Origin of the sequence: Paraconexibacter algicola (genome assembly GCF_003044185.1) — a bacterium.
Taxonomy (GTDB): domain Bacteria; phylum Actinomycetota; class Thermoleophilia; order Solirubrobacterales; family Solirubrobacteraceae; genus Paraconexibacter; species Paraconexibacter algicola.
Genome location: NZ_PYYB01000001.1, coordinates 563,006 through 582,579, shown reverse-complemented (window position 1 = coordinate 582,579; position 19,574 = coordinate 563,006). Strand labels below are relative to the sequence as shown.

The following is a 19,574-nucleotide window of genomic DNA, read 5'->3' as shown; positions in this document are numbered from 1 at the left end:
GTGCGCACCCTCGTCATCTCCGACCTGCACCTCGGCTCGCGGGTCGAGCGCGATGTGCTGCGCGCGCCCGTGCCGCGTGCCCGGCTGCTCGCCGCTCTGGCCGACGTCGACCGTCTCGTGCTGCTCGGGGACGTCGTCGAGCTGACCGAGGCGCGCCCGCGGGACGCGCTCGCGATCGCCGAGTCGGTGCTGCGGGACATCGGGGACGCGCTCGGTCCGGGCCGCGAGATCGTGCTGCTGGCGGGCAACCACGACCGGCTGCTCGTACGGCCGTGGCTGCGCACGCCCGGCCGGGTGCTGCGCCCGGACAGCCGGGTGCCACCCGACGCCTCCCCGCTGCTGGCCCGCGTGGTCGGCTGGCTGGCGGGCGGCGGTGCGACCGTCACCGTCCGCTACCCGGGCGTGTGGCTCGACGACCGCATCTGGGCGACGCACGGCCACTACCTCGACCGCCACCTGCTCCCCGAGTCGGCGTTCGGCATCGCGCGGGGCCTGCTCGGACGGCTGCCGCGCGACGGGGCGACCCCGATGGACTACGAGCAGCGCTCGAGCGTCACGACGATCGAGGGGCCGCTCGGCCGGCTGCTGCCGCGCTGGCTGTCGGACCGCCTCGCCGACCTCGGCGCGCTCGCGCGGCGCGCCACGATGTCGGGCACCCAGGCGGCTGCGGCGGCCGGGGGCGACAGCGCCTGGCGCGCCCGGCTGCGCTCCCGCCTGCTGGGGCTGCAGATGCTGCGGGCGAGCATCCCGGCGTTCGCGCGCGTCGTGCACCGTCTCGGCGTCGACGCGGACGACGTCGTCTTCGGCCACGTGCACCGCGCCGGGCCGCGACCCGGCGACGATCCGACCCAGTGGGTCGGTCCCACCGGCCTGCCGCGGATCTGGAACACGGGCTCGTGGGTCGACGAGCGGCTGCTGCTGCACCGCGCCGACCCCTCGCACGTGTACTGGCCCGGCGGCGCGATCCTCGTGGAGGACGGGCGGATCACCCCGCTGGCGCTGCTGGACGACCTGCCGGCGAGCGCGCTGCGCTCCTGACCGGCCTCAGGCGCGGGGCGTGAGCGCGTCGAGCTTCGCCTGCGTGCGCATCTCGCCGAGGATGCGCTCCAGGCGCGGCTCGGTCTCGCGGTCGACGTGGCGCATGGCGCCCGCGACCGCCGGGTGCACCGCCGCGATCTGCGCGTGCATCTCGTGCGCGACCGCCCGGTAGGAGGGGTGGCCCTCGCGGCCGGAGCGCAGCTCGATCAGCTGCATCGCCTCGCGCGCGTTGCAGTCGAGCACGTAGCGGATGCGGAAGCCCAGGCACAGCGCGTAGGGCGCCGCGGTCGCGAGGCCCGCGTCGTGCAGGCGCTGGAACTCCGCGCGGGAGATCTCCAGCGCGCGGCGGTACTCGTCCCCGCAGCCGGCGGCGACGACCTCGTCCGGCACGCCGGCGCCGAGGTGCGGCCCGAGCGTCTGCCACTGCACGGTCAGCATGCGGTGGCGCTGCAGGTCGCGGAAGGCGCCGTAGTCGCTGACGATCTCGAAGCGGTAGCGCAGCGCCTCGAACCCGCGGCCGGGCCGGTGGCGCCGGTTGCGCCGCTCGCCGACGAGGTCGGCCAGGAGCTGGGTGCGCTCGTCGGCGCCGAGCGCGGAGAGGCGGATGCGCGTCTCCTCCTCGCGCACCCCGGCGGCCTCGAACAGGAGCGAGGCGAGCAGGGCGTCCTCGTCGCCGTCGACGTGCAGCAGCTCGACCGATGGGCGCACCGAGCCGTCCCCGGACGGCCGGTCGAGCCCCAGGCGCGCCACCCAGCGACGCGCGGCGCTCTCGCGGTGCTCGAGGTAGGAGACCCACTCGCCGCCGCGGTCGGGACGCTCGACGCGCGCGACGAAGCTCGGCATCGTCGCCTTGATCGCGTCGAGGATCATGCGGCCGTACTCGCGCGCCTCGGGCAGCGGGTGGGCGAGCAGGTGGAGGATCAGCTGCTCGTAGGTCTGACCGCTGGCGAAGATCCCCATGTGCGACAGCGACGACGCCGGCAGCAGGCCGCGCAGCAGGTCGAGCGCCTTCGCCGTGATCGCCCGGCGGTGCGCCGCGGTCGGCTCGCCGTCCGGCGGCGGGTAGGCGGCGTCCGCCCACGCGATCACCTTCGGGATGCAGGCCGAGTAGATCGAGAAGATCTCGTCCATCGCCGCCTCGTAGACGGGGCCGAGCTGCTCGTCGCGGTAGTAGCGGTAGTCGCTCGTGCCCTCGATCGGGGCGTCGTAGGCGATGTAGCGCGTGGACTGCTCCAGGTAGGAGCCCAGCCGCGGGCGCTGGAGGATCTTCGTGAGGACGTTCGAGGTCCACTCGCAGGCGACGTGCGCGCCGCCGAGCTGCGCGACGGAGTCGTCGCCGTAGCCGAGGAAGATCCGCTCGTAGAGGTCGGCGGCGCGGCGGCCCTCGTCGCCGTCCCAGGCCGGGGCGGCGGTGGTGGCGCCCAGCGAGTCGGCGAACTCGTCGAGGAACAGGCGGCGCAGCGTGCCCTGGTAGCGGGAGTAGCGGGCGAAGAGCGCGCCCTTGACCGTCTCGGGCAGGCCGACGAGCGCGAACACGGGGCGGTCGAGGTTCGTCACGTGCGGCGCCAGCAGCGCCTGCTCGTCGGGGGTGAAGGACTCGACCGGGTAGAGCACGGGGCGGTCAGCGTAGCGGCCGCGTCGGCGGGCCCGGACTCCGCCAATCCGGTGGATCCCATCGGGACCGGGGCGCTCTTGTCGACCGGCTTGCTCGGGAATGTGCAATCCTGCAAAACCCGATCAGCAACTCAGTCTTTCTGGAGGACCACCCCGTGCACCGCTCATTCCCCCGCATCGCCGCGCTCGCGGCCACCGGCCTCGCCCTCGTGGCGGCCGGCTGCGGTGGCGCCTCGGACTCGACCGACGGCGCCGACGCCGGCTCCTCCTCGGGTTCGAGGTCGACGCTCTCGCTCGTCGCCTACTCCACGCCGCAGGTCGTCTACGACGAGCTCATCCCCGCGTTCGAGAAGACCACGGAGGGCGAGGGCATCGGCTTCAAGACCTCCTTCGGCGCGTCGGGCGACCAGAGCCGCGCGGTCGAGGCGGGCCAGAAGGCCGACGTCGTCACCTTCTCCACCGAGCCCGACATGACCCGCCTGCAGGACGCGGGCCTCGTCGACGACTTCGAGAAGGTCTCGACCTCGCAGGTCTCCTTCATCGTCCGCAAGGGCAACCCGAAGAACATCCGCAACTGGGACGACCTGATCAAGCCGGGCGTCTCCGTCGTCACCCCGAACCCGTTCACCTCGGGGGCGGCGAAGTGGAACCTCATGGGCGCGTTCGCCTACGGCGGCATCGACTACGTCGACACGCTCATCAAGGACCACGTCAAGGTCCAGGACAAGTCCGGTCGCGAGGCGCTGCAGACCTTCACCTCCGGCACCGGCGACGTGCTGCTCTCCTACTACTACGAGGCGATCACCGCGCAGAAGAAGGGCGAGGAGCTCGACGTCGTCGTCCCCGAGGACACGCTGCAGATCGACCTGCTCATCGCCAAGACGAAGACCGCCGGTGAGGGCACCGACGCGTTCATCGACTACGCGACCGGCCCCGAGGGCCAGAAGTTCTTCGCCGACTGGGGCTACGACCCGCCGTCCGGCCCGCTGAAGCCCGCCAAGAACCTCAAGACGATCGAGGACATCGGCGGCTGGAAGAAGCTCAACACGGAGCTGTTCGACCCCGAGGCCGGCTCGATCGCGAAGATCGAGGAAGAGGCGGGAGTGTCGACCGCCAAGTGAGCACGCCCGCGACCACCGTCGCCGGCGACGAGTCGCCCCGCCGCGTCGCGCGCGGCGGGGCGGCCGACCGCGTCGTGGGCGGACCCGGTCCGCTCGCGCTCGGGCTCGTCGTCCTGTGGCTCGGGCTGATCGTCCTGCTGCCGCTCGCAGCCGTGACGACCCGCTCGTTCGACGACGGCCTCGACGGCTTCTGGACCGCCGTCTCGTCCCGGCAGGCCGTCAGCGCCCTGCAGTTCACGCTGATCGTCTCGCTCATCGTCGCCGCCGTTCAGGCGGTCATGGGCACGGTGATCGCGTGGGTCCTGGTGCGCGACGAGTTCCCCGGCAAGGGGTTCGTCAACACGATCATCGACCTGCCGTTCGCGCTCCCGACGATCGTCGCCGGCCTGACCCTGCTGGCGCTCTACGGGCCGAAGAGCCCGATCGGCGTCAACGTCAGCTTCACGCAGTTCAGCGTCGTCCTGGCGCTGCTGTTCGTCACGCTCCCGTTCGTCGTGCGGTCGGTCCAGCCGGTGATCATCGAGCTCGACCGGGAGATGGAGCAGGCCGCTGCCTCGCTCGGGGCGACCCCGGTGACGATCTTCCGCCGCATCGTCCTGCCGAACCTCGGGCCCGCGATCCTGTCGGGCGCGGCGCTCGCGTTCGCCCGCGCGATCGGCGAGTTCGGATCGCTGATCCTCATCAGCGGCAACGTCCCGTTCGACACGCAGGTCGCGTCCGTCTTCGTGTTCAAGCAGCTCGAGTCCGACAACCTGCGCGGCGCCGCCGCCGTGTCCGTCGTGCTGCTCGCCCTGTCCCTGATCGTCCTCCTCGGCCTGCGGCTGCTGGAGCGCTGGAGCACCCGCCATGAGCGCTGAGGCGACCGTCACGCCGGTGCTCCCGACGGAGCCCGAGCGCGCGCCGTCCCCGGTGCTGCGCGTCCTGCGCCGCGGCGTCGCCCGCTACGGGCTGCGGGTCATCGCCCTCACGTACCTGGGCCTGCTGCTGGCCTTCCCGGTCGGCTACGTCCTCTACGAGACGTTCGCGCCGGGCGTCGACGAGGTCTGGGCGAGCGTCACGACCCCGGCGGCGATCAGCGCGTTCTGGCTGACCGTCACGGTCGCGCTCATCGCCGTCCCGATCAACACGGTGCTCGGCGTGCTCGCCGCCCTGTCGCTCGTGCGCGGTCGCCTGGGCCGCAGCCGCTTCAAGCCCGTGTTCGAGGCGATCCTCGACCTGCCGTTCGCGATCAGCCCGGTCGTCGTCGGCCTCGCGCTGATCCTCGTCTACGGCAAGACCGGCTGGTTCGGCGACGAGCTCGCCGACGCCGGCATCCAGATCATCTTCAGCCTCCCCGGCATGGTGATCGCGACCGTGTTCGTCTGCCTGCCGTTCGTGGCGCGCGAGGTCATCCCCGTGCTGCGCGAGGTCGGCGACGACCAGGAGCAGGCGGCGGCGACGCTCGGCGCCACGCGCTGGCAGAGCTTCCGCCGGATCACGCTGCCGTCGATCCGCTGGGGCGTCGCCTACGGCATCGTCCTCTCGACCGCGCGCGCGGTCGGCGAGTTCGGCGCGGTCAGCGTCGTGTCCGGCAAGATCAGCGGCGAGACCGAGACGCTGCCGCTGCTGGTCGAGAAGCGGTACCAGAACTTCGATCTCGCGGGCGCCTACGCGGCCTCCGCGCTCCTCGCCGTCATCGCCCTCGGCACGCTGCTGGCGATGACGCTCATCAACCCCCGCAAGGATCACTGAGGTCCCGATGATCACCGTCTCCAACGTCGACAAGCGCTACGGCGACTTCCAGGCCCTGACGGACGTGTCGCTGGACATCCCGACCGGGTCGCTGACGGCGCTGCTCGGCCCGTCCGGCTCGGGCAAGAGCACGCTGCTGCGCGTCATCGCGGGCCTCGAGCGCCCGGACGCCGGCTCGGTCGTGCTCGAGGACAAGGACGTCACGCACGTGCCGCCGCAGGAGCGCGGCGTCGGCTTCGTGTTCCAGCACTACGCCGCGTTCAAGCACATGAGCGTCCGTGACAACGTCGCGTTCGGCCTGAAGATCCGCAAGCGGCCGAAGGCCGAGATCGAGGAGAAGGTCGACGAGCTGCTCGGCGTCGTCGGGCTCGCCGGCTACCAGAAGCGGTACCCGTCGCAGCTCTCCGGTGGTCAGCGGCAGCGGATGGCGCTCGCCCGCGCGCTCGCCGTCGAGCCGAAGGTCCTGCTGCTGGACGAGCCGTTCGGCGCGCTCGACGCCAAGGTCCGCGCCGAGCTGCGCGCCTGGCTGCGCCGCCTGCACGAGGAGGTCCACGTGACCACCGTGCTCGTCACGCACGACCAGGAGGAGGCGATGGACGTCACCGACCGGATCGCCGTGATGAGCGACGGGCGGATCGAGCAGGTCGGGCCGCCCCGCGAGCTCTACGACCGCCCGGAGACGCCGTTCGTGATGTCGTTCCTCGGCGAGGTCAGCCAGCTCGGCGAGCGCGTCGTGCGCCCGCACGACCTGGAGCTGTCCGACGGGCCGCGCGAGGACGCGGTCGAGGCGCAGGTGACGCGCGTGGCGCACCTCGGCTTCCAGGTGCGCGTCGAGCTCACGCTCCACGACGGCACCGACCTGACCGCCCAGATCACCCGCCACGAGGCGCAGGCGCTCGAGCTGCGCAGCGGCGACATCGTCTGGGTCCGGCCGACGAGCGCGTCCGCGTTCGCCCCCGAGGACCTCGCCGGGGCGACCGCACCGGCCGCTCCGAGCGCGCCTAGCGCGTGACCCAGGCCTCCGGGTCGGCGGCGAGCTTCGTCACCGACTCGGGCAGCTCGCCGGCGGCGACGTCGGCGAGCGTCACGGTCTCGGCGACGCTGCGCAGCGCGGCGCGCACGGCGATCCAGACCTGCTGCAGCGACTCGGCGTTGCCGGCGTACTCGACCTCCTCGGGCTTCTCGCCGCGCACGTGCGCGAGCGGGCCCTCGACGGCGCGGATGATGTCGGCGATCGTGACCTCGTCGGCGGGCTTGGCGAGCAGGTAGCCGCCGTCGGCCCCGCGCCGGCTGCGCACGATCCCGGACTGCCGGAGGTCCGCGAGGATGTTCTCGAGGAACTTCAGGGGGATGTCCTGCGCGCGGGCGAGCGCCTCGCCCTTGGTCGGTCGGTCGTCCCCGGCATGGGCGGCGAGCTCGATCGCGGCCCGGACGGCGTAGTCGGCCTTCGCGGTGATGCGCACGCACGCATCATCGCGGATCGGCCGCCCCGCCGTCGGGCCTGGGTCGCGTCAGCGGCGCTTCTTCGGCGTGCAGGTCCGGTAGGTCCGGCTGGCGGTCAGGCGGGCGCCGGTCGTGGTGGTGGCGAGCACCTTCACGACCACCCGGCCCTTCGGCAGGCCCGCGAGGCTGATCGCGCGCCGCAGGCCGGTGCCGGTCACGGTGCGCCGCCGCGTCCCGTTGACGGTCACGACGACGCTGCGCAGGGTCGTGCCCTTCGGCGCCTTCAGCGTGACGCGCACGGTCCGACGGCTCAGGCACCGCTTCGTCGACGGGCCGCCGAGCAGCGACGGGACGACCTTCGCGGGGCGCTCGCCGGTCGGCAGGCCCTGCCCGGTGGTCGGGGTCGGCTGCGGCGCGGGCGTGGCCGACGGGGTGGGGGTGGGCGCCGGGGGTGCGGGCGGGGGCGTGCCGACGGTGATCGTCGCGCTGCGCGTCCTCCGGGCACCGCGGTCGTCGGTGACGCGCAGGGCGACGGGCTTCGCGCCGACGGTCGGGAACGCGACGGTCTGCGTGCGCGCGGTGCCGTTGTCGCGCTCGAACGTCCCGTCCCCGTCGAGGTCCCACTCGAACCGCGTCAGGGAGCCGTCGCGGTCCACCGCGGGGGACGCGTCGAGCGTGACGGTCTCGTCCACGAGCGCGGTGGTGGGCGCGTCGAACGCCGGGACGGGGTCGACGTTGCAGTCGGGCGGATCGGAGATCCCGACGCGCTGGATCGTCCCGGTGTCCCCGGCGGCGAGGTCGCGGACGGTCAGCGTCCACGTGCCGGTGATCGTCTGCCCGTCGAACGCGGCCAGCGGCTGGTCGGGCCGCCAGCGGCCGGTGTGCGGTGCGTCGGCGGCGACGATCGACTCGATCGTCCGGGTCGCGTCGTCGTCGAGGATCGTCGCGACGAGGTCGTCGCCCGGCGAGCCCGCGCCGCCGGGGCCGGGACGGCTCATGAGCGTGACCGTCGTGCCCGCGGGACTCGTGAGCGTGATCGCGAGGTCCCCGACGTAGGTGTGCGTGAGGTCGAGGATCACCTCGAGGTTCGCGACGCGGCCGGGCCGGCTGACGACGAGCGGCAGCGTCGCGGACGCGCCTCCGGGGCCGTCGGGGATCGCCACGGCGGTCGGGGCGGTCCGCAGGAAGGCGACGGAGGCGGGGCCGGCGATGCGGCCGCCCGGCCCGATCCCGGCGCCGGAGGGCGCGTCCGTGGCGAGCGCCACCCCGATCCTCGCCCCCGTGCCGCACGGCGCCGAGCTGGCGAGCACACCGCGGGCCCCGGCGAGCGTCCCGGTCGCGCCGGGGGCCAGCTCGATCGCCGGCCCGCGCGGCTCGGTCACCGTGACGTCGGGGGACGCCGGGGAGATCTGCGAGCGGACGTTCTGCGCGGGCGAGCCGCCGACGTTCGTGACGGTGGTCTCGGCCGCGAACGGCTCGCCGGGCTCGATCACGCCGTCCCCGTCCTCGTCGCGGAGCGTCGTGGCGTCACCGGTGACGTAGCCCGCGGTCGCGGCGGTCTGGTTGTCGACGACCAGCTCGTAGTCCTGGTCGGTGAGATCGCCGTCGCCCGGCACGCCGTCCCCGGCGATCGTCGTCGCGCGCACGGTCACCGCGTAGGTGCCGGTGGTGCCGGCCGGGAGCACGACCGTCTCGAGGGTGTTGCGCGGGTCGGCGGTCCCGCCCGGGAGCGAGAGGCCGGTCGCGCCGTCGCGGGCGTTGCCCCGGTAGACCTGCCCGCCGGCGGTCACCTCGAGGTCGAGGTCGTTGACCACGCTGCTGCCGACCGTCGAGCCCGGCGCGTCGGTGAACGCGAGCGCGACCCGGACCGGGCGGCCGGGGTCCTGCACGGTGCGCACGATCGTCTGGGTGGTGCCGGAGTCCGCGAACGTCCCGGTGCGGATCGCCGCGGTCGCCGCCTGGTCGAGCGTGGCGCGGATCGCGGCGGTCCCGTGGCCCTGCGACGTGTTGGGTGCGTGGCCGCCGGCCGCCGGGTCGTCGATGTCGACGGTGGCGTTGGCGATCAGCGCCTTCGTCAGCGCAGGGGTCGGTGCGCGCCCGATGACCGGCGTGAAGACGTCGCGCACGAGCGCGGCGAGGCCCGCCACGGCGGGCGCGGAGTGCGAGGTCCCCGAGGAGGCCGTGTAGCGGTTGTTGAACTGGATCCCGCCGCCCGCGACGCCGCAGACGCCGTTGCCGTTGTAGGCCCCGCTCTGGGACCGGGTGCCGGAGACGTGCGTGCCCGGGGCGGTCACGTCGGGCTTCAGCCGACCGTCCGCGGTCGGGCCGCGGCTGGAGAAGCCGATGACCTGCCGGTTGTCGTCGGCGAGCGCGTCGGTGATCCCGCACGCGTCGGTGCCGAACGGCCGCTCGCTCTCGGTCGCCCCGACGGTGAGGACGTTCTTCGCGGTGCCGGGGGAGCCGATCGTGCCCGGGTTCGGACCCGAGTTGCCGGCCGAGAACACCTCGACGAGCTGCTGGTTGCCGGCCGTGCCCGGCTGCGCGTCGCGGACGATGCGGTCGAACAGCTGCGCCTCCGGCGTGTACGCCCCGCCGCTGTTCGCGCCCCAGGAGTTCGTGTGGATCCGGGTGCCGGCCGCGTAGGTCGTGTCGGCGACCGTGCTGAGGTTGGGGGCGTTCCAGGGGCCGCTGCACTGGAACACACGGGTGGCGTTGATCCGCGCCCGCGGTGCGACGCCCATCGAATAGCGGTAGCCGGCGGCGTCGACGTCGGTGGCCGGGGTGGTGTTGGCGGTGAACCCGGCGGCGATGCCCGCGTTGATCGTCCCGTGCCCGCCGCAGTCCGAGCCGTCCTCGACGGGACCGGTCGTGCGCGCGTTGACGATCCGCCCGACCCGGCTGGGATTGGCGGCGCTGCCGCCGACGCGGAAGTCGGTGTGACCGATGTCGGCGGCGTTGCCGGTGTCCAGGCCCTCGTCGGTGACGTCGATCGCGAAGTCGAACGTGTCGGTCCCCGTGTAGCCGTCGACGAGGCCGAGGTAGGTGCCGGCCGCGCCGAGCGCGGCGACCGGGTCCCACATCAGCAGCGCCTGCCGCTCGTCGAGCAGCTCCGGGATCGGCGCCGCCTCCAGCGAGACGACACCCGGCTGCGCGGCGAGCTCCTCGACCTCGGTCCGCGTGAGCGTCGCGTACCGGGTGAGGTACGGACCGAGGTGGATGTCGGGGCGCGGGGTCGTCGCCCCGGCGGCGCGGGCGAGCGCGCTGCGCGCCGGGGTGCCGTCCTCGCCGGTCAGCGTCTGGACCGCCACGGGGCTCGCGCCCTGCGCCGGGATCTCGGGCGCGATCTTGTCGGCGGCCGCGAGCGGGAACGTGGCTCGCACGACGCTCGACCGCTCGGCGTAGGCGGCGAGGGCGTCGCGCTGTCGGCCCTCGGCGTGGACGAGGTAGGCGGCCTGTGGCAGGTAGCTCACGATCCGCACGCCGGTGGCGGCGAGGTCCTCGAGCCAGCCGTCCTTCGGCGGGCCGACGTACTGCACGACCTGGAGCACGGGGCCGTCCGCGGCCGCCAGCGGGGACGGGGCCCGCTTCGTCGTGGTCGCCGCCTGCTCGGCCGCGGGATCGACGGTGCGGCGCTGGAGCGTGACCCGGCGCAGGTCGTCGCGGATCTGGGCGCCGGCGTCGACGAGCGCGCCCGCGTCGGGCGCGGAGGTCTCGGCGAGCACCGCGTCCTCGTAGCGCGCGACGAGGCGCACGGCCGGGGAGGCGACGGCGCGGTCCGCCGCGGCGCCCGCCGGGACGAGGTAGAGGTGGGACGCGCCGGTCCCGCCGGCGGTGGCGGTCGCCCGTCCGGGCCCGCCCGGGAGCGCCCAGACCAGCAGGAGGGTGGCCGCGACGGCGGCGGTCAGGACGGCCCACGCTGACGCGCGGCCAGGGCGTGCGACGGACATGTGCGCTCCTCGGCGTGCGGCGCCGAAGGCCGGTCCCCCGCGCTCGCCCCGTCAGCCTGCCACACCGCTCGGCGAGATGGGAGCGGTCCGAGACCAGGTTGCGACCCGCCGCCGCCGATCAGGCGCGGCGCACCTCGGACTTCAGCTTCAGGACCCGTCCGCCGTCCTCCTGCTCGATCAGGTAGGCGGGGCAGTCCTCGCTGCCGTGCTTGGTGATCTCCGACCCCTCGATCGTGCGGGTCACCGTGTCGGTGAACCGCTCGGCGACGGTGCCGGTCGCAGTGCCGTTCCCCCAGGACCAGGAGACCTTCGTGCCGGTGCGGATGACGCTCATGCGCCCCGGCTACCCGGGGCGCGGCGCGCAGAGGCGCCCGGAAGCGGCGGTCTAGAAGAGGCCGAGGCCCGAGCCGCTGTCGCGGATCAGGTCGAACAGCGGGCCCGGGATCACGCCGAGCACGAGCGTGGCGGCACCGAACACGGCGGCCACGAGCGCGACCTCCCAGTGCTTCTCCGCGCCGGGGGTGAAGTCCGCCGGGCCGTCGGGCGCGCCGCCCGCGAGCGCGGGGAGGGGGCCCGCGCCGGTGGTGGCCGTGGCGGTGGCCTCGGTGCTCCAGACCGCCGCGACGACCCGCAGGTAGTACGCGAGCGAGATCATCGAGCCGATCACGATGACGATGCCCAGCCAGGCGTAGTCGCCGTCCACGGCCGCATCGATGAGGTAGAACTTCCCGATGAACCCGGCGGTCGCCGGGACACCGGCGAGCCCGAGCATCGACAGGGTGAGCGCCCAGCCCAGCAGCGGGCGGTCGCGGCCGATGCCCTTGATCGCCTCGATGTCGTCGCCGTGACCGGTCTCGCGCTCGCGGGCGACGATGACCGCGAACGCGGCGAGGTTCATGACGAGGTAGACCGCGAGGTAGAAGACGGTCGCGCGGACGCCGAGCTGCGTCGCGACGATCACGCCGGCGAGCATGTAGCCGGCCTGGGCGACGCTCGAGAACGCGAGCATCCGCTTCAGCGACGACTGGCCGAGCGCGCCGACGTTGCCGACGATGATCGTCACGGTGGCGAGGATCGCCAGGAACGGCGCCCAGACGTCGGACGAGCCGATCAGCGCGACGTCGAAGAGCCGCAGGAAGACGCCGAACGCGGCGGCCTTCGTGGCGACCGCCATGAACGCGGTCACGGGCGTGGGGGCGCCCTCGTACACGTCCGGCGTCCACTGGTGGAACGGCGCGATCGAGCACTTGAACGCGAGGCCGACCGCGGTGAGCGCGACGCCGGCGAGCAGCAGCGAGTCCTTGGCGAGGCCCTGGTCCTCGACCGCGGCGGCGATCCCGGTGAAGTCGGTGTCCCCGGTGGCGCCATAGAGCAGCGCGAGGCCGTACAGGAGGATCGCGGAGCCGGCGGAGCCGACGATCAGGTACTTCAGGCCGGACTCGAGCGCGGTCGCGCGGCGCATCTCGGTGGCGCAGAGCACGTACAGCGGGATCGAGAACAGCTCGAGCCCGATGAAGAGCGTCACGAGGTTCTGGGCGCCGACGAGCACGACCATGCCGGCGACCGAGGTCAGCAGCAGCGAGTGGTACTCGCCGTGGGCGCTTTCGCGCGGGGCGTTGGCGCGCCAGGACAGCAGGATCGTCGCGAACGCGGCGGTGAGCAGCACGAGGTTCAGCGTCAGCGCCAGGCCGTCGACCCGCATCGCGCCGCTGATCAGGTCCAGACGGGTGTCCCACTGCCAGATCGTCAGGCCGGCGGACGCGCCGACGGCGACGAGGCTGAGGAACGGCACGACCTGCTCGCGCACGAACGCGGAGCGGAACAGGCCGAGCATCAGGACGATGACGGCGCCGCCGAGCAGCGCGATGAGCGGGGAGAGCCCGCCCCAGTCGATCTTCGGCGCCTCGGCGGCGGCGAGGAGGGTGGTCGTCACGGCGTGACCTCCTGGGCCTCGGCGGGAAGCTGGTCGGGATCGATCTGGATCGGCTGCCCGGTGTTCGGGTCGATCGGCAGACCGGTCTGCGGGTCGATCTGCACCGCCTGGCCGCCCGCGGGCGCCCCGGTGGCCGGATCGATCGCCTGGCCGGCGCCCGCACCGGGCGTGACGGCCTGCGCGGCGGCGGGCTCGGCGCTACCGCCGGTCTCCTTGGCGAACTGCTCGGGGTCGGACTTCTCGAACGCGGTCGCGACCGCGCCGGTGATGTCCTTCTCGCCCTTCTGCAGCGCGAGCTGCGGGTAGAAGGCGAGCGCGATGATCGCGAGCACGAGCGGGACGAGCACGAGCCCGTCGCGGACGCTGATCTCGCGGCCCTCGGTCTCCGCGCCGGTGCGGTTGTGCATCACGCGGATGAACAGGCGCAGCGAGTAGACGGAGGCGAGCGCGACGCCGGTGAAGGCGATCGCGGCGATCGCGACCTTGGCGTTGAAGACGCCGAGCAGGATGAAGAACTCGCCGACGAAGTTCGACGACCCGGGGATCGCGAGGTTCGCCAGCGCGACGATGAGGAAGAGGACCGCGATGATCGGCGCCTTGAACGCCAGGCCGCCCATGTCGCGGATGTCCTCCGAGCCGCGGGCGCGCTCGGCGGCCAGGGCGACGAGGAAGAACGCGGGCGCGACGACGAGGCCGTGGTTGACCGACTGGAGGATCGCGCCCTGTGCGCCCTGCGGGTTCAGCGCGAAGACGCCGAGCAGGATGAAGCCGAGCTGGGCCAGCGACGAGTACCCGAGGATCAGGCGGGCGTTCGTGGTGGTGAAGGCGACCGCGGAGCCGTAGACGATCGACAGCAGGCCGATGATGAGCATCAGCGTCTGGAACTCGACCGCGGCGTCGGGGAGCGTCGGGCAGACGATCCGCAGGAAGCCGTAGGCGGCGACCTTCGACAGCACGCCGGAGAACACGGCCAGGACGGGCAGCGGCATCGCCTTGTACCCGTCGGGCATCCAGCCGTGGAACGGGAACGCCGGCATCTTCACGAGGAAGGCGGCGGCGAAGCAGAGGAAGATCCAGTCCTGCGACCCCTCGGGCAGCGTCGTGGCGGTGAGGTCGCTGAGGACGAAGGTCAGGTCGTTGCCCGACGCGTCCTTGGTGAGGACCGCGATGCCGATCGCTGCGACGAGCATCAGCAGCGAGCCGACGAGCGTGTAGATGACGAGCTTCAGGACCGCGCCGGTCTTGTTCTCCGCCGTGGACCACCCGATCGTCAGGAAGAAGAACGGGATCAGCATCAGGTCGAAGAACGCGACGAAGAGCGCCAGGTCCTGCGCCATGAGGGCGCCGAGGACGGCGGTCTGGCCGATGCCGAGGTGCAGCCAGTAGTGGCGCTCGCGCTCGATCGGCGTGCGCATCGACCACAGGATCGCCGCGAGGAACAGCACGGCGGTCAGCAGGATCAGGAACAGGTTCAGCCCGTCGAGGCCGAGCTTGTAGTGGATCCCGAGCTCGGAGATCCAGGTGCGGTCGGTGACGTATTGCAGGCCACCGGTGTCGCGGTCGTAGTCGACGACCGCGGTGATCGCGTAGCCCAGGGAGCCGAGGGCCCCGAGGACCGCGAGCGCGCGGGCGAGCTTGTCGGACCGCGAGAGCAGTCCGAGGACGCCGGCCGCCGCGGGCAGCCAGAGGAAGATCGAGAGATGAAGGGTCACGAGATCACGACTGCACGAGGAAGTAGAAGACGGTCGCGGCGACGCCGGCGAACAGCAGCGCAGCGTAGGCGCGCAGGAAGCCGGACTGCAGGGCACGGACGGCGGCGGAGCCCGCCTTGACGAGCCCGCTGGGCCCGCCGATGAGCGCGGCGCCGACGACGATGCGCTCGAAGGTCTGCTGCGCGAAGCGGCCGATCCAGCCGAACGGGCGGACGATCACGAGGTCGATCAGCTCGTCGAAGTACCACTTGTTCACGAACAGGCGGTGCAGGAACGGGAAGCGCGCCTGGATCTTCGCGGGGATCTCCGGGCTCTGGACCCAGAGGCGGTAGGCGATCGCGATGCCGACGAGCCCGAGCACGGTGCCGAGCGCGAGGCCGAAGTAGAGGAGCGAGTCGTTCTTGGACAGCTGCTCGATGGCGCTGTCCTCGAACGTCGGGTGCAGGAAGTCGTCCAGCCAGTGGTTGACCTTGGGGACCTGGATGAACCCGCCGATCACCGCGAGGACCGCGAGGCAGCCCATCGCGACCTTCATCGGCACGGAGCGCTCCGCGATGTGGTGCTCGGAGCCGGGGAAGCCGACCTCGGTGTCCTCGACCTCGCCGTTGGCGGGGTTCGTGTGGACGTGGGCGTGGTGCAGGTGGCCGCCCTCGAGCTCCTTGGCCTCGGGGCACGCCTCGCCGAAGAACGCGCGGAAGATCATGCGCCACGTGTAGATGGCGGTCAGCAGCGCGCCGACGTAGCCGGCGACGTACAGGGCGATGTACCAGCCGCCGCGGTCCCCGATGATCAGGAGGATCTCGTCCTTGGAGAAGAAGCCCGAGAACGGCGGGATGCCGGCGAGCGCGAGGCCGCCGATGACGAAGCAGCCGAAGGTGAACGGCATCGCCTTGCGGAAGCCGCCCATCTTGTCCAGGTCCTGGTTGCCGGCCATCGCGCCGATGACCGAGCCGGCCGCCATGAAGAGCAGCGCCTTGAAGAACGCGTGCGTCATCAGGTGGAAGAGGCCCGCCACGTAGGCGCCGCCGCCGACGGCCATGATCATGTAGCCGATCTGGGACATCGTCGAGTAGGCGATGACGCGCTTGAGGTCGGTGACGACCAGGCCGATCGTGCCGGCGACGAGCAGGGTGATCGCGCCGGTGATGGCGGCGACGTCCGCGGCCGCGGGCGCCTGCTCGAACAGCGGGTGCATGCGGGCGATGAGGTAGACGCCCGCCGTGACCATGGTGGCGGCGTGGATGAGGGACGAGACCGGGGTCGGGCCCTCCATCGCGTCCGGCAGCCAGGTGTGGAACGGGATCTGCGCGGACTTCGCGAACGCGCCGACGAGCAGCAGGATCAGGCCGGCGGTGAGGTCGCCGTTGGCGGTCCGCCCGACCTCCTCGGCCTCCTTGAACGTCTTGAGGAAGTCGAGCGTCCCGGTGTGCTTGAAGATGAAGTACGTGCCGAGCACGAGGCCGACGTCGCCGACGACGTTGATGACGAACGCCTTGACGCCCGCGGTCGTCGCCGTGGTGCGGCGGTACCAGAAGCTGATCAGCAGGTAGGAGGCGGCGCCGACGAAGGCCCAGCCGACCACGAGGATCATGAAGTTGCCGGCCAGGACCAGCAGCAGCATCGAGAAGACGAAGAAGTTCAGGTACGCGAAGAAGCGCGCGTAGCCCTTGTCGCTCCACATGTAGGCCGTGGAGTAGAGGTGGATCAGCGTCGAGACGCCGGTCACCACGAGGCACATGAGGATCGACAGCGGGTCGACGAGGATCGACATCTCCGCGTCGACGCCGACGGTCTTGGCGTAGTCGTAGAGGACGCCGGTGATCTGGCGGGCCTCCTCGGGCTTGTCCTGGAGCTGGAAGAAGGCGCCGAGGGTGGCGAGGAAGGCGAGGCCGATGGCGGCGGTGCCGATGACGCCGGCGGCCTTGCCCGGCAGCTTGCTGCTGGTGAGCCCGATGAGCACGGAGCCCACCAGGGGGAAGAGCAGGATCAGCCAGCCGTAGTCCGTGACGTTCATGCGCTTTCGATGAGTCCTAGCCCTGAAGCTCGCGCAGCTCGTCGACGTCGATCGGGAGCTGGCGGCGGTACATGGCGACGATGACGCCCAGACCGATGCAGACCTCGCACGCGGCGACGACCATGACGACGATCGCGAAGATCTGCCCGTCGCCGTCGCCGTGCATGCGGCTGAAGGCGATGAGCGCGAGGTTCGCGGCGTTGAGCATCAGCTCCAGGCAGAGCAGGATGACGAGGGGGTTGCGACGCGTGAGCACGCCACCCGCGCCGATCGCGAAGATCAGCGCGCTGACGGCGAGGTACCAGCCGATCGCCATGTCAGGCGTCCTCTCCGGAGTCGTCGGCGGGCCGCGGGGTGCTGCCGGCGCCGCTCATGACGCGCGCGACACCGCCCGCGTCCTCGGTGTGCTTGCCGACGCCCTCGGCCATCGTGCCGGTCTCGCGCGGCTTGAGCCGGACGAGGTCCAGCGGGGTGATGACCCCGGGGTCCTCGCCGAGGCCGCCGCGGCGGCGGGCCAGCGTGACCGCGCCGACGGCGGCGATCAGCAGCAGGAAGGAGGCGAGCTCGAACGCGATGAGGAAGCGGGTCAGCAGCAGCTCGCCGATGGCGGCGGGGCTGCCGAAGCCGGGCTCGAACGAGGCGCCGTCTCCGTCGATGGCCTTCAGGCCGGAGCCGAGCACCGCGATCGTGATCTCGATGAAGAGGATCAGCGCGACCCCGAGGCTGAACGCCCGGGTGCCGGGGCCCGTCGCGGGCCCGACCTGCTCCTGCGTGCCGCCGACGTAGGCGACGACGAAGACGTAGAGCACCATGACGGCGCCCGCGTACACGACGACCTGGGCGGCCGCCACGAACTCCGCGCGCAGCAGCAGGAACAGCGCCGCGAGCGAGAGAAGGTGGAAGACCAGCGCGAGGACGCTGTAGAACGGGTTGCGCAGACTGACCGTCCCGATCGCACCCGCGATGGCGCCGATTGCGGCGATGAAGAAGAGAACCTCGGCCATCCGCTGCGGGAATCTATCGGTCCGCGCACCTCGGCGTGGGCTTCGTCGCGCACGGTTGCACGCGGGCTGTGGCGCCTGTCACGAAGTCGGCACAATCCCCAGACCCGTGTCACACCTCCACGTCACCGATCTCGCCTACGCCCACCCGGGGGGAGACCTCCTGTTCTCGGGCGCCTCGTTCCGCCTGAAGCCCGGTCAGCACGCCGCGCTGGTGGGCGCGAACGGGGTCGGCAAGACGACGCTCCTGAAGGTCGTCGCGGGCGTGCTGGCGGCCGACGGGGGGGAGGTCGCGGCCGGTGGGCGGATCGCGATGATGCCCCAGGACGTCGGGGTGGGGGACGAGGACCGGACCGTCCGCGAGCTGCTGCTGTCGGTCGCGGACGCGCCGCTGCGCGACGCGGGCACGCGGATGGCGCAGCACGAGCTCGAGACCACCGACCCGGACCCGGAGGCGGCCGCCCGGGCGGGCATGGCGTTCGCCGAGGCGATCGACGACTGGGGCCGGGGCGGCGGCTACGAGCTCGAGGCGCAGTGGGACGCCGCCTGCCGGCGCGTCGTCGGCGCGGGCCTGTCGGAGGTGGGGGACCGCCCGGCGGTGACGCTGAGCGGCGGCGAGCGCAAGCGGCTCGTGCTCGACCTGCTGCTCGCCTCCGACGCGGCGATCGTGCTGCTCGACGAGCCCGACAACTTCCTCGACATCCCGGGCAAGCGCGCGCTGGAGGCCGCGGTGCGCGGCTCCCGCAAGACGATCCTCATGATCAGCCACGACCGCGAGGTCCTCTCCGCGGCGGTCGACTCGATCGTGACGCTGGAGGCCGGTGGCGCCTGGGTGCACGGGGACGCCTACGGCACCTACCCGGAGGCCCGGGAGGCGCGCCGTCGGCGCATGGGCGACCGGCTGAAGCAGTGGAAGGAGGAGGAGCGGCGCCTGCGCGACTACGTGCGGATCCTCAAGGAGCGCGCCCGCTACTCCCCCGACTTCGCGAAGAAGGCGGACGCCGCCGAGACCCGCTGGAAGCGGTTCGTCGACGCGGGGCCGCCGCCCGCGCCCGCGGTCGACCACGCGATCACCGTGCGGCTGCGCGGCGGCGACAGCGCGCGGCGCGTGCTCGACCTCCGGGCGCTGGGGATCGACGACCTGATGCGGCCGCTGACCGACGAGGTCCACTTCGGCGAGCGGGTCGGGCTGATCGGGCCCAACGGCTCGGGCAAGACGCATCTCGTGCGGCTGATCGCGGGCGAGGACGTGCCGCACTCCGGTGCGCTGGTGCAGGGCCCGCGCGTGTCCGTCGGGGTGTTCTCGCAGCTGAACGCGCGGACCGACTTCGCAGGACGGACGTGCCTGGAGATCGTGCACGAGCGGACCGCCGACCACCAGCGGGCGATGGGCGCGCTGGCCCGCTACGGGCTCGTCGACGCGCACGACCGGGCCTACGACGTCCTCAGCGGCGGCCAGAAGGCGCGCCTGGAGATCCTCTGCCTGGAGCTCGAGGGGCACAACCTGCTGCTCCTGGACGAGCCGACCGACAACCTCGACATCGACTCGTGCGCGGCGCTGGAGCAGGCGCTGGAGGGCTTCGAGGGCACGGTCGTGGCCGTCTCCCACGACCGCGCGTTCCTGCGCGGCCTCGACCGCTTCTGGCTGCTCGGCCACGACGGCCGGGTCCGCGCGCTCGGCTCGCCCGACGAGGCGATCGCGGCGCTCGAGCAGGGGGTCGGCGCGCGCTGATGCGGGCGCTGGCCGTGCTGACCCTGCTCGGCGGTCTCGGCTTCGCGGGGTTCGTCGCGTGGGCGACCGGTGACGGGTCGAGCCTGGGGGAGGCGGCGAAGGGCGTCGCCTGGGCGCTGACGGTGGCGGGCCTGCTGACCGCGTGGCTCGCGCTGGTGGTCGCGACGAGCGGTCGGGCGGACCGCAGCTTCGGCCTGGTGGTCGTCGCGATCCTCACGTGGTGTGCCGCGTTCGCAACGGCGATGGCGTTCGCCTGACCGTGGGCCGGCGGTGCGCGGCGCACCACCG

General features: G+C 72.7%; 16 protein-coding genes. 7 read left to right on the top strand and 9 right to left on the bottom strand.

Annotation, left to right across the window (positions count from 1 at the left end; genetic code table 11):
- Entirely contained in the window at positions 1–1,038 is a 1,038-nt protein-coding gene (locus C7Y72_RS02725; RefSeq protein WP_107567079.1) for a metallophosphoesterase, read from the top strand.
- 6 nt (positions 1,039–1,044) lie between these two features.
- Here C7Y72_RS02725 and C7Y72_RS02720 read toward each other — a convergent pair whose 3' ends face one another.
- Positions 1,045–2,652 (bottom strand): FAD-dependent thymidylate synthase, encoded by a 1,608-nt coding sequence (locus C7Y72_RS02720; RefSeq protein WP_107567078.1) that lies wholly within the window; start codon positions 2,650–2,652, stop codon positions 1,045–1,047.
- Positions 2,653–2,807: 155 nt separating this feature from the next.
- On the opposite strand from C7Y72_RS02720, the gene C7Y72_RS02715 reads away from it, so the two are divergent.
- From C7Y72_RS02715 to C7Y72_RS02700, 4 genes are read left to right on the top strand one after another with little or no spacing between them, the layout of a single operon-like run.
- Positions 2,808–3,773, top strand: a complete 966-nt coding sequence (locus C7Y72_RS02715; RefSeq protein ID WP_107567077.1) for an extracellular solute-binding protein — start codon at positions 2,808–2,810, stop codon at positions 3,771–3,773.
- The gene (gene cysT, locus C7Y72_RS02710; protein WP_107567076.1) at positions 3,770–4,630 is read left to right on the top strand and encodes a sulfate ABC transporter permease subunit CysT; all 861 of its coding nucleotides are present in this window, start codon (positions 3,770–3,772) and stop codon (positions 4,628–4,630) included. The genes C7Y72_RS02715 and cysT overlap by 4 nt, the downstream gene beginning before the upstream one ends.
- Positions 4,620–5,504, top strand: a complete 885-nt coding sequence (locus C7Y72_RS02705; protein ID WP_199223837.1) for a sulfate ABC transporter permease — start codon at positions 4,620–4,622, stop codon at positions 5,502–5,504. The genes cysT and C7Y72_RS02705 overlap by 11 nt, the downstream gene beginning before the upstream one ends.
- 7 nt (positions 5,505–5,511) lie before the next feature.
- Positions 5,512–6,516: a sulfate/molybdate ABC transporter ATP-binding protein gene (locus C7Y72_RS02700; protein WP_107567075.1), complete on the top strand. Its 1,005-nt coding sequence runs from the start codon at positions 5,512–5,514 to the stop codon at positions 6,514–6,516.
- Here C7Y72_RS02700 and C7Y72_RS02695 read toward each other — a convergent pair.
- The 8 genes from C7Y72_RS02695 to C7Y72_RS02660 all read right to left on the bottom strand — a co-directional run bounded on the left by C7Y72_RS02695 (position 6,506) and on the right by C7Y72_RS02660 (position 17,557).
- The gene (locus C7Y72_RS02695; RefSeq protein WP_107567074.1) at positions 6,506–6,967 is read right to left on the bottom strand and encodes an RrF2 family transcriptional regulator; all 462 of its coding nucleotides are present in this window, start codon (positions 6,965–6,967) and stop codon (positions 6,506–6,508) included. The genes C7Y72_RS02700 and C7Y72_RS02695 overlap by 11 nt on opposite strands.
- 48 nt (positions 6,968–7,015) lie before the next feature.
- A complete protein-coding gene (locus C7Y72_RS02690; RefSeq protein WP_107567073.1) occupies positions 7,016–10,894 on the bottom strand; it encodes a S8 family serine peptidase in 3,879 nt (1,292 codons plus the stop codon).
- 118 nt (positions 10,895–11,012) lie between these two features.
- Positions 11,013–11,228: a hypervirulence associated TUDOR domain-containing protein gene (locus tag C7Y72_RS02685; RefSeq protein WP_107567072.1), complete on the bottom strand. Its 216-nt coding sequence runs from the start codon at positions 11,226–11,228 to the stop codon at positions 11,013–11,015.
- 51 nt (positions 11,229–11,279) lie between these two features.
- A complete protein-coding gene (locus C7Y72_RS02680) occupies positions 11,280–12,827 on the bottom strand; it encodes an NADH-quinone oxidoreductase subunit N (RefSeq protein WP_107567071.1) in 1,548 nt (515 codons plus the stop codon).
- On the bottom strand, positions 12,824–14,539 hold the full coding sequence (locus C7Y72_RS02675) for an NADH-quinone oxidoreductase subunit M (protein WP_107567070.1): 1,716 nt from the start codon (positions 14,537–14,539) through the stop codon (positions 12,824–12,826). Before C7Y72_RS02675 ends, C7Y72_RS02680 begins: the two co-directional genes overlap by 4 nt.
- Positions 14,540–14,543: 4 nt before the next feature.
- Positions 14,544–16,553, bottom strand: coding sequence for an NADH-quinone oxidoreductase subunit L (nuoL, locus tag C7Y72_RS02670; RefSeq protein WP_107567069.1), 2,010 nt, complete (start codon positions 16,551–16,553; stop codon positions 14,544–14,546).
- Positions 16,554–16,569: 16 nt separating this feature from the next.
- Positions 16,570–16,869 (bottom strand): NADH-quinone oxidoreductase subunit NuoK, encoded by a 300-nt coding sequence (gene nuoK / locus C7Y72_RS02665; RefSeq protein ID WP_107567068.1) that lies wholly within the window; start codon positions 16,867–16,869, stop codon positions 16,570–16,572.
- A gap of 1 nt (position 16,870) precedes the next feature.
- Entirely contained in the window at positions 16,871–17,557 is a 687-nt protein-coding gene (locus C7Y72_RS02660; protein WP_107567067.1) for an NADH-quinone oxidoreductase subunit J family protein, read from the bottom strand.
- A 106-nt stretch (positions 17,558–17,663) separates the two neighbouring features.
- Between C7Y72_RS02660 and C7Y72_RS02655 the strand changes: the two genes are divergently transcribed.
- Together C7Y72_RS02655 and C7Y72_RS02650 are read left to right on the top strand one after the other, a co-directional pair.
- The gene (locus C7Y72_RS02655) at positions 17,664–19,286 is read left to right on the top strand and encodes an ABC-F family ATP-binding cassette domain-containing protein (RefSeq protein WP_107567066.1); all 1,623 of its coding nucleotides are present in this window, start codon (positions 17,664–17,666) and stop codon (positions 19,284–19,286) included.
- The gene (locus C7Y72_RS02650; RefSeq protein WP_107567065.1) at positions 19,286–19,543 is read left to right on the top strand and encodes a hypothetical protein; all 258 of its coding nucleotides are present in this window, start codon (positions 19,286–19,288) and stop codon (positions 19,541–19,543) included. The genes C7Y72_RS02655 and C7Y72_RS02650 overlap by 1 nt, the downstream gene beginning before the upstream one ends.
- The last annotated feature ends 31 nt before the right edge of the window (positions 19,544–19,574 follow it).

Coding starts and splice junctions, on each gene's coding strand:
- C7Y72_RS02700 (WP_107567075.1), top strand. CDS start 5,512: ATGATCACCGTCTCCAACGTCGACAAGCGCTACGGCGACTTCCAGGCC.
- C7Y72_RS02650 (WP_107567065.1), top strand. CDS start 19,286: ATGCGGGCGCTGGCCGTGCTGACCCTGCTCGGCGGTCTCGGCTTCGCG.
- C7Y72_RS02690 (WP_107567073.1), bottom strand. CDS start 10,894: ATGTCCGTCGCACGCCCTGGCCGCGCGTCAGCGTGGGCCGTCCTGACC.
- nuoL (WP_107567069.1), bottom strand. CDS start 16,553: ATGAACGTCACGGACTACGGCTGGCTGATCCTGCTCTTCCCCCTGGTG.
- C7Y72_RS02705 (WP_199223837.1), top strand. CDS start 4,620: ATGAGCGCTGAGGCGACCGTCACGCCGGTGCTCCCGACGGAGCCCGAG.
- C7Y72_RS02685 (WP_107567072.1), bottom strand. CDS start 11,228: ATGAGCGTCATCCGCACCGGCACGAAGGTCTCCTGGTCCTGGGGGAAC.
- C7Y72_RS02660 (WP_107567067.1), bottom strand. CDS start 17,557: ATGGCCGAGGTTCTCTTCTTCATCGCCGCAATCGGCGCCATCGCGGGT.
- nuoK (WP_107567068.1), bottom strand. CDS start 16,869: ATGGCGATCGGCTGGTACCTCGCCGTCAGCGCGCTGATCTTCGCGATC.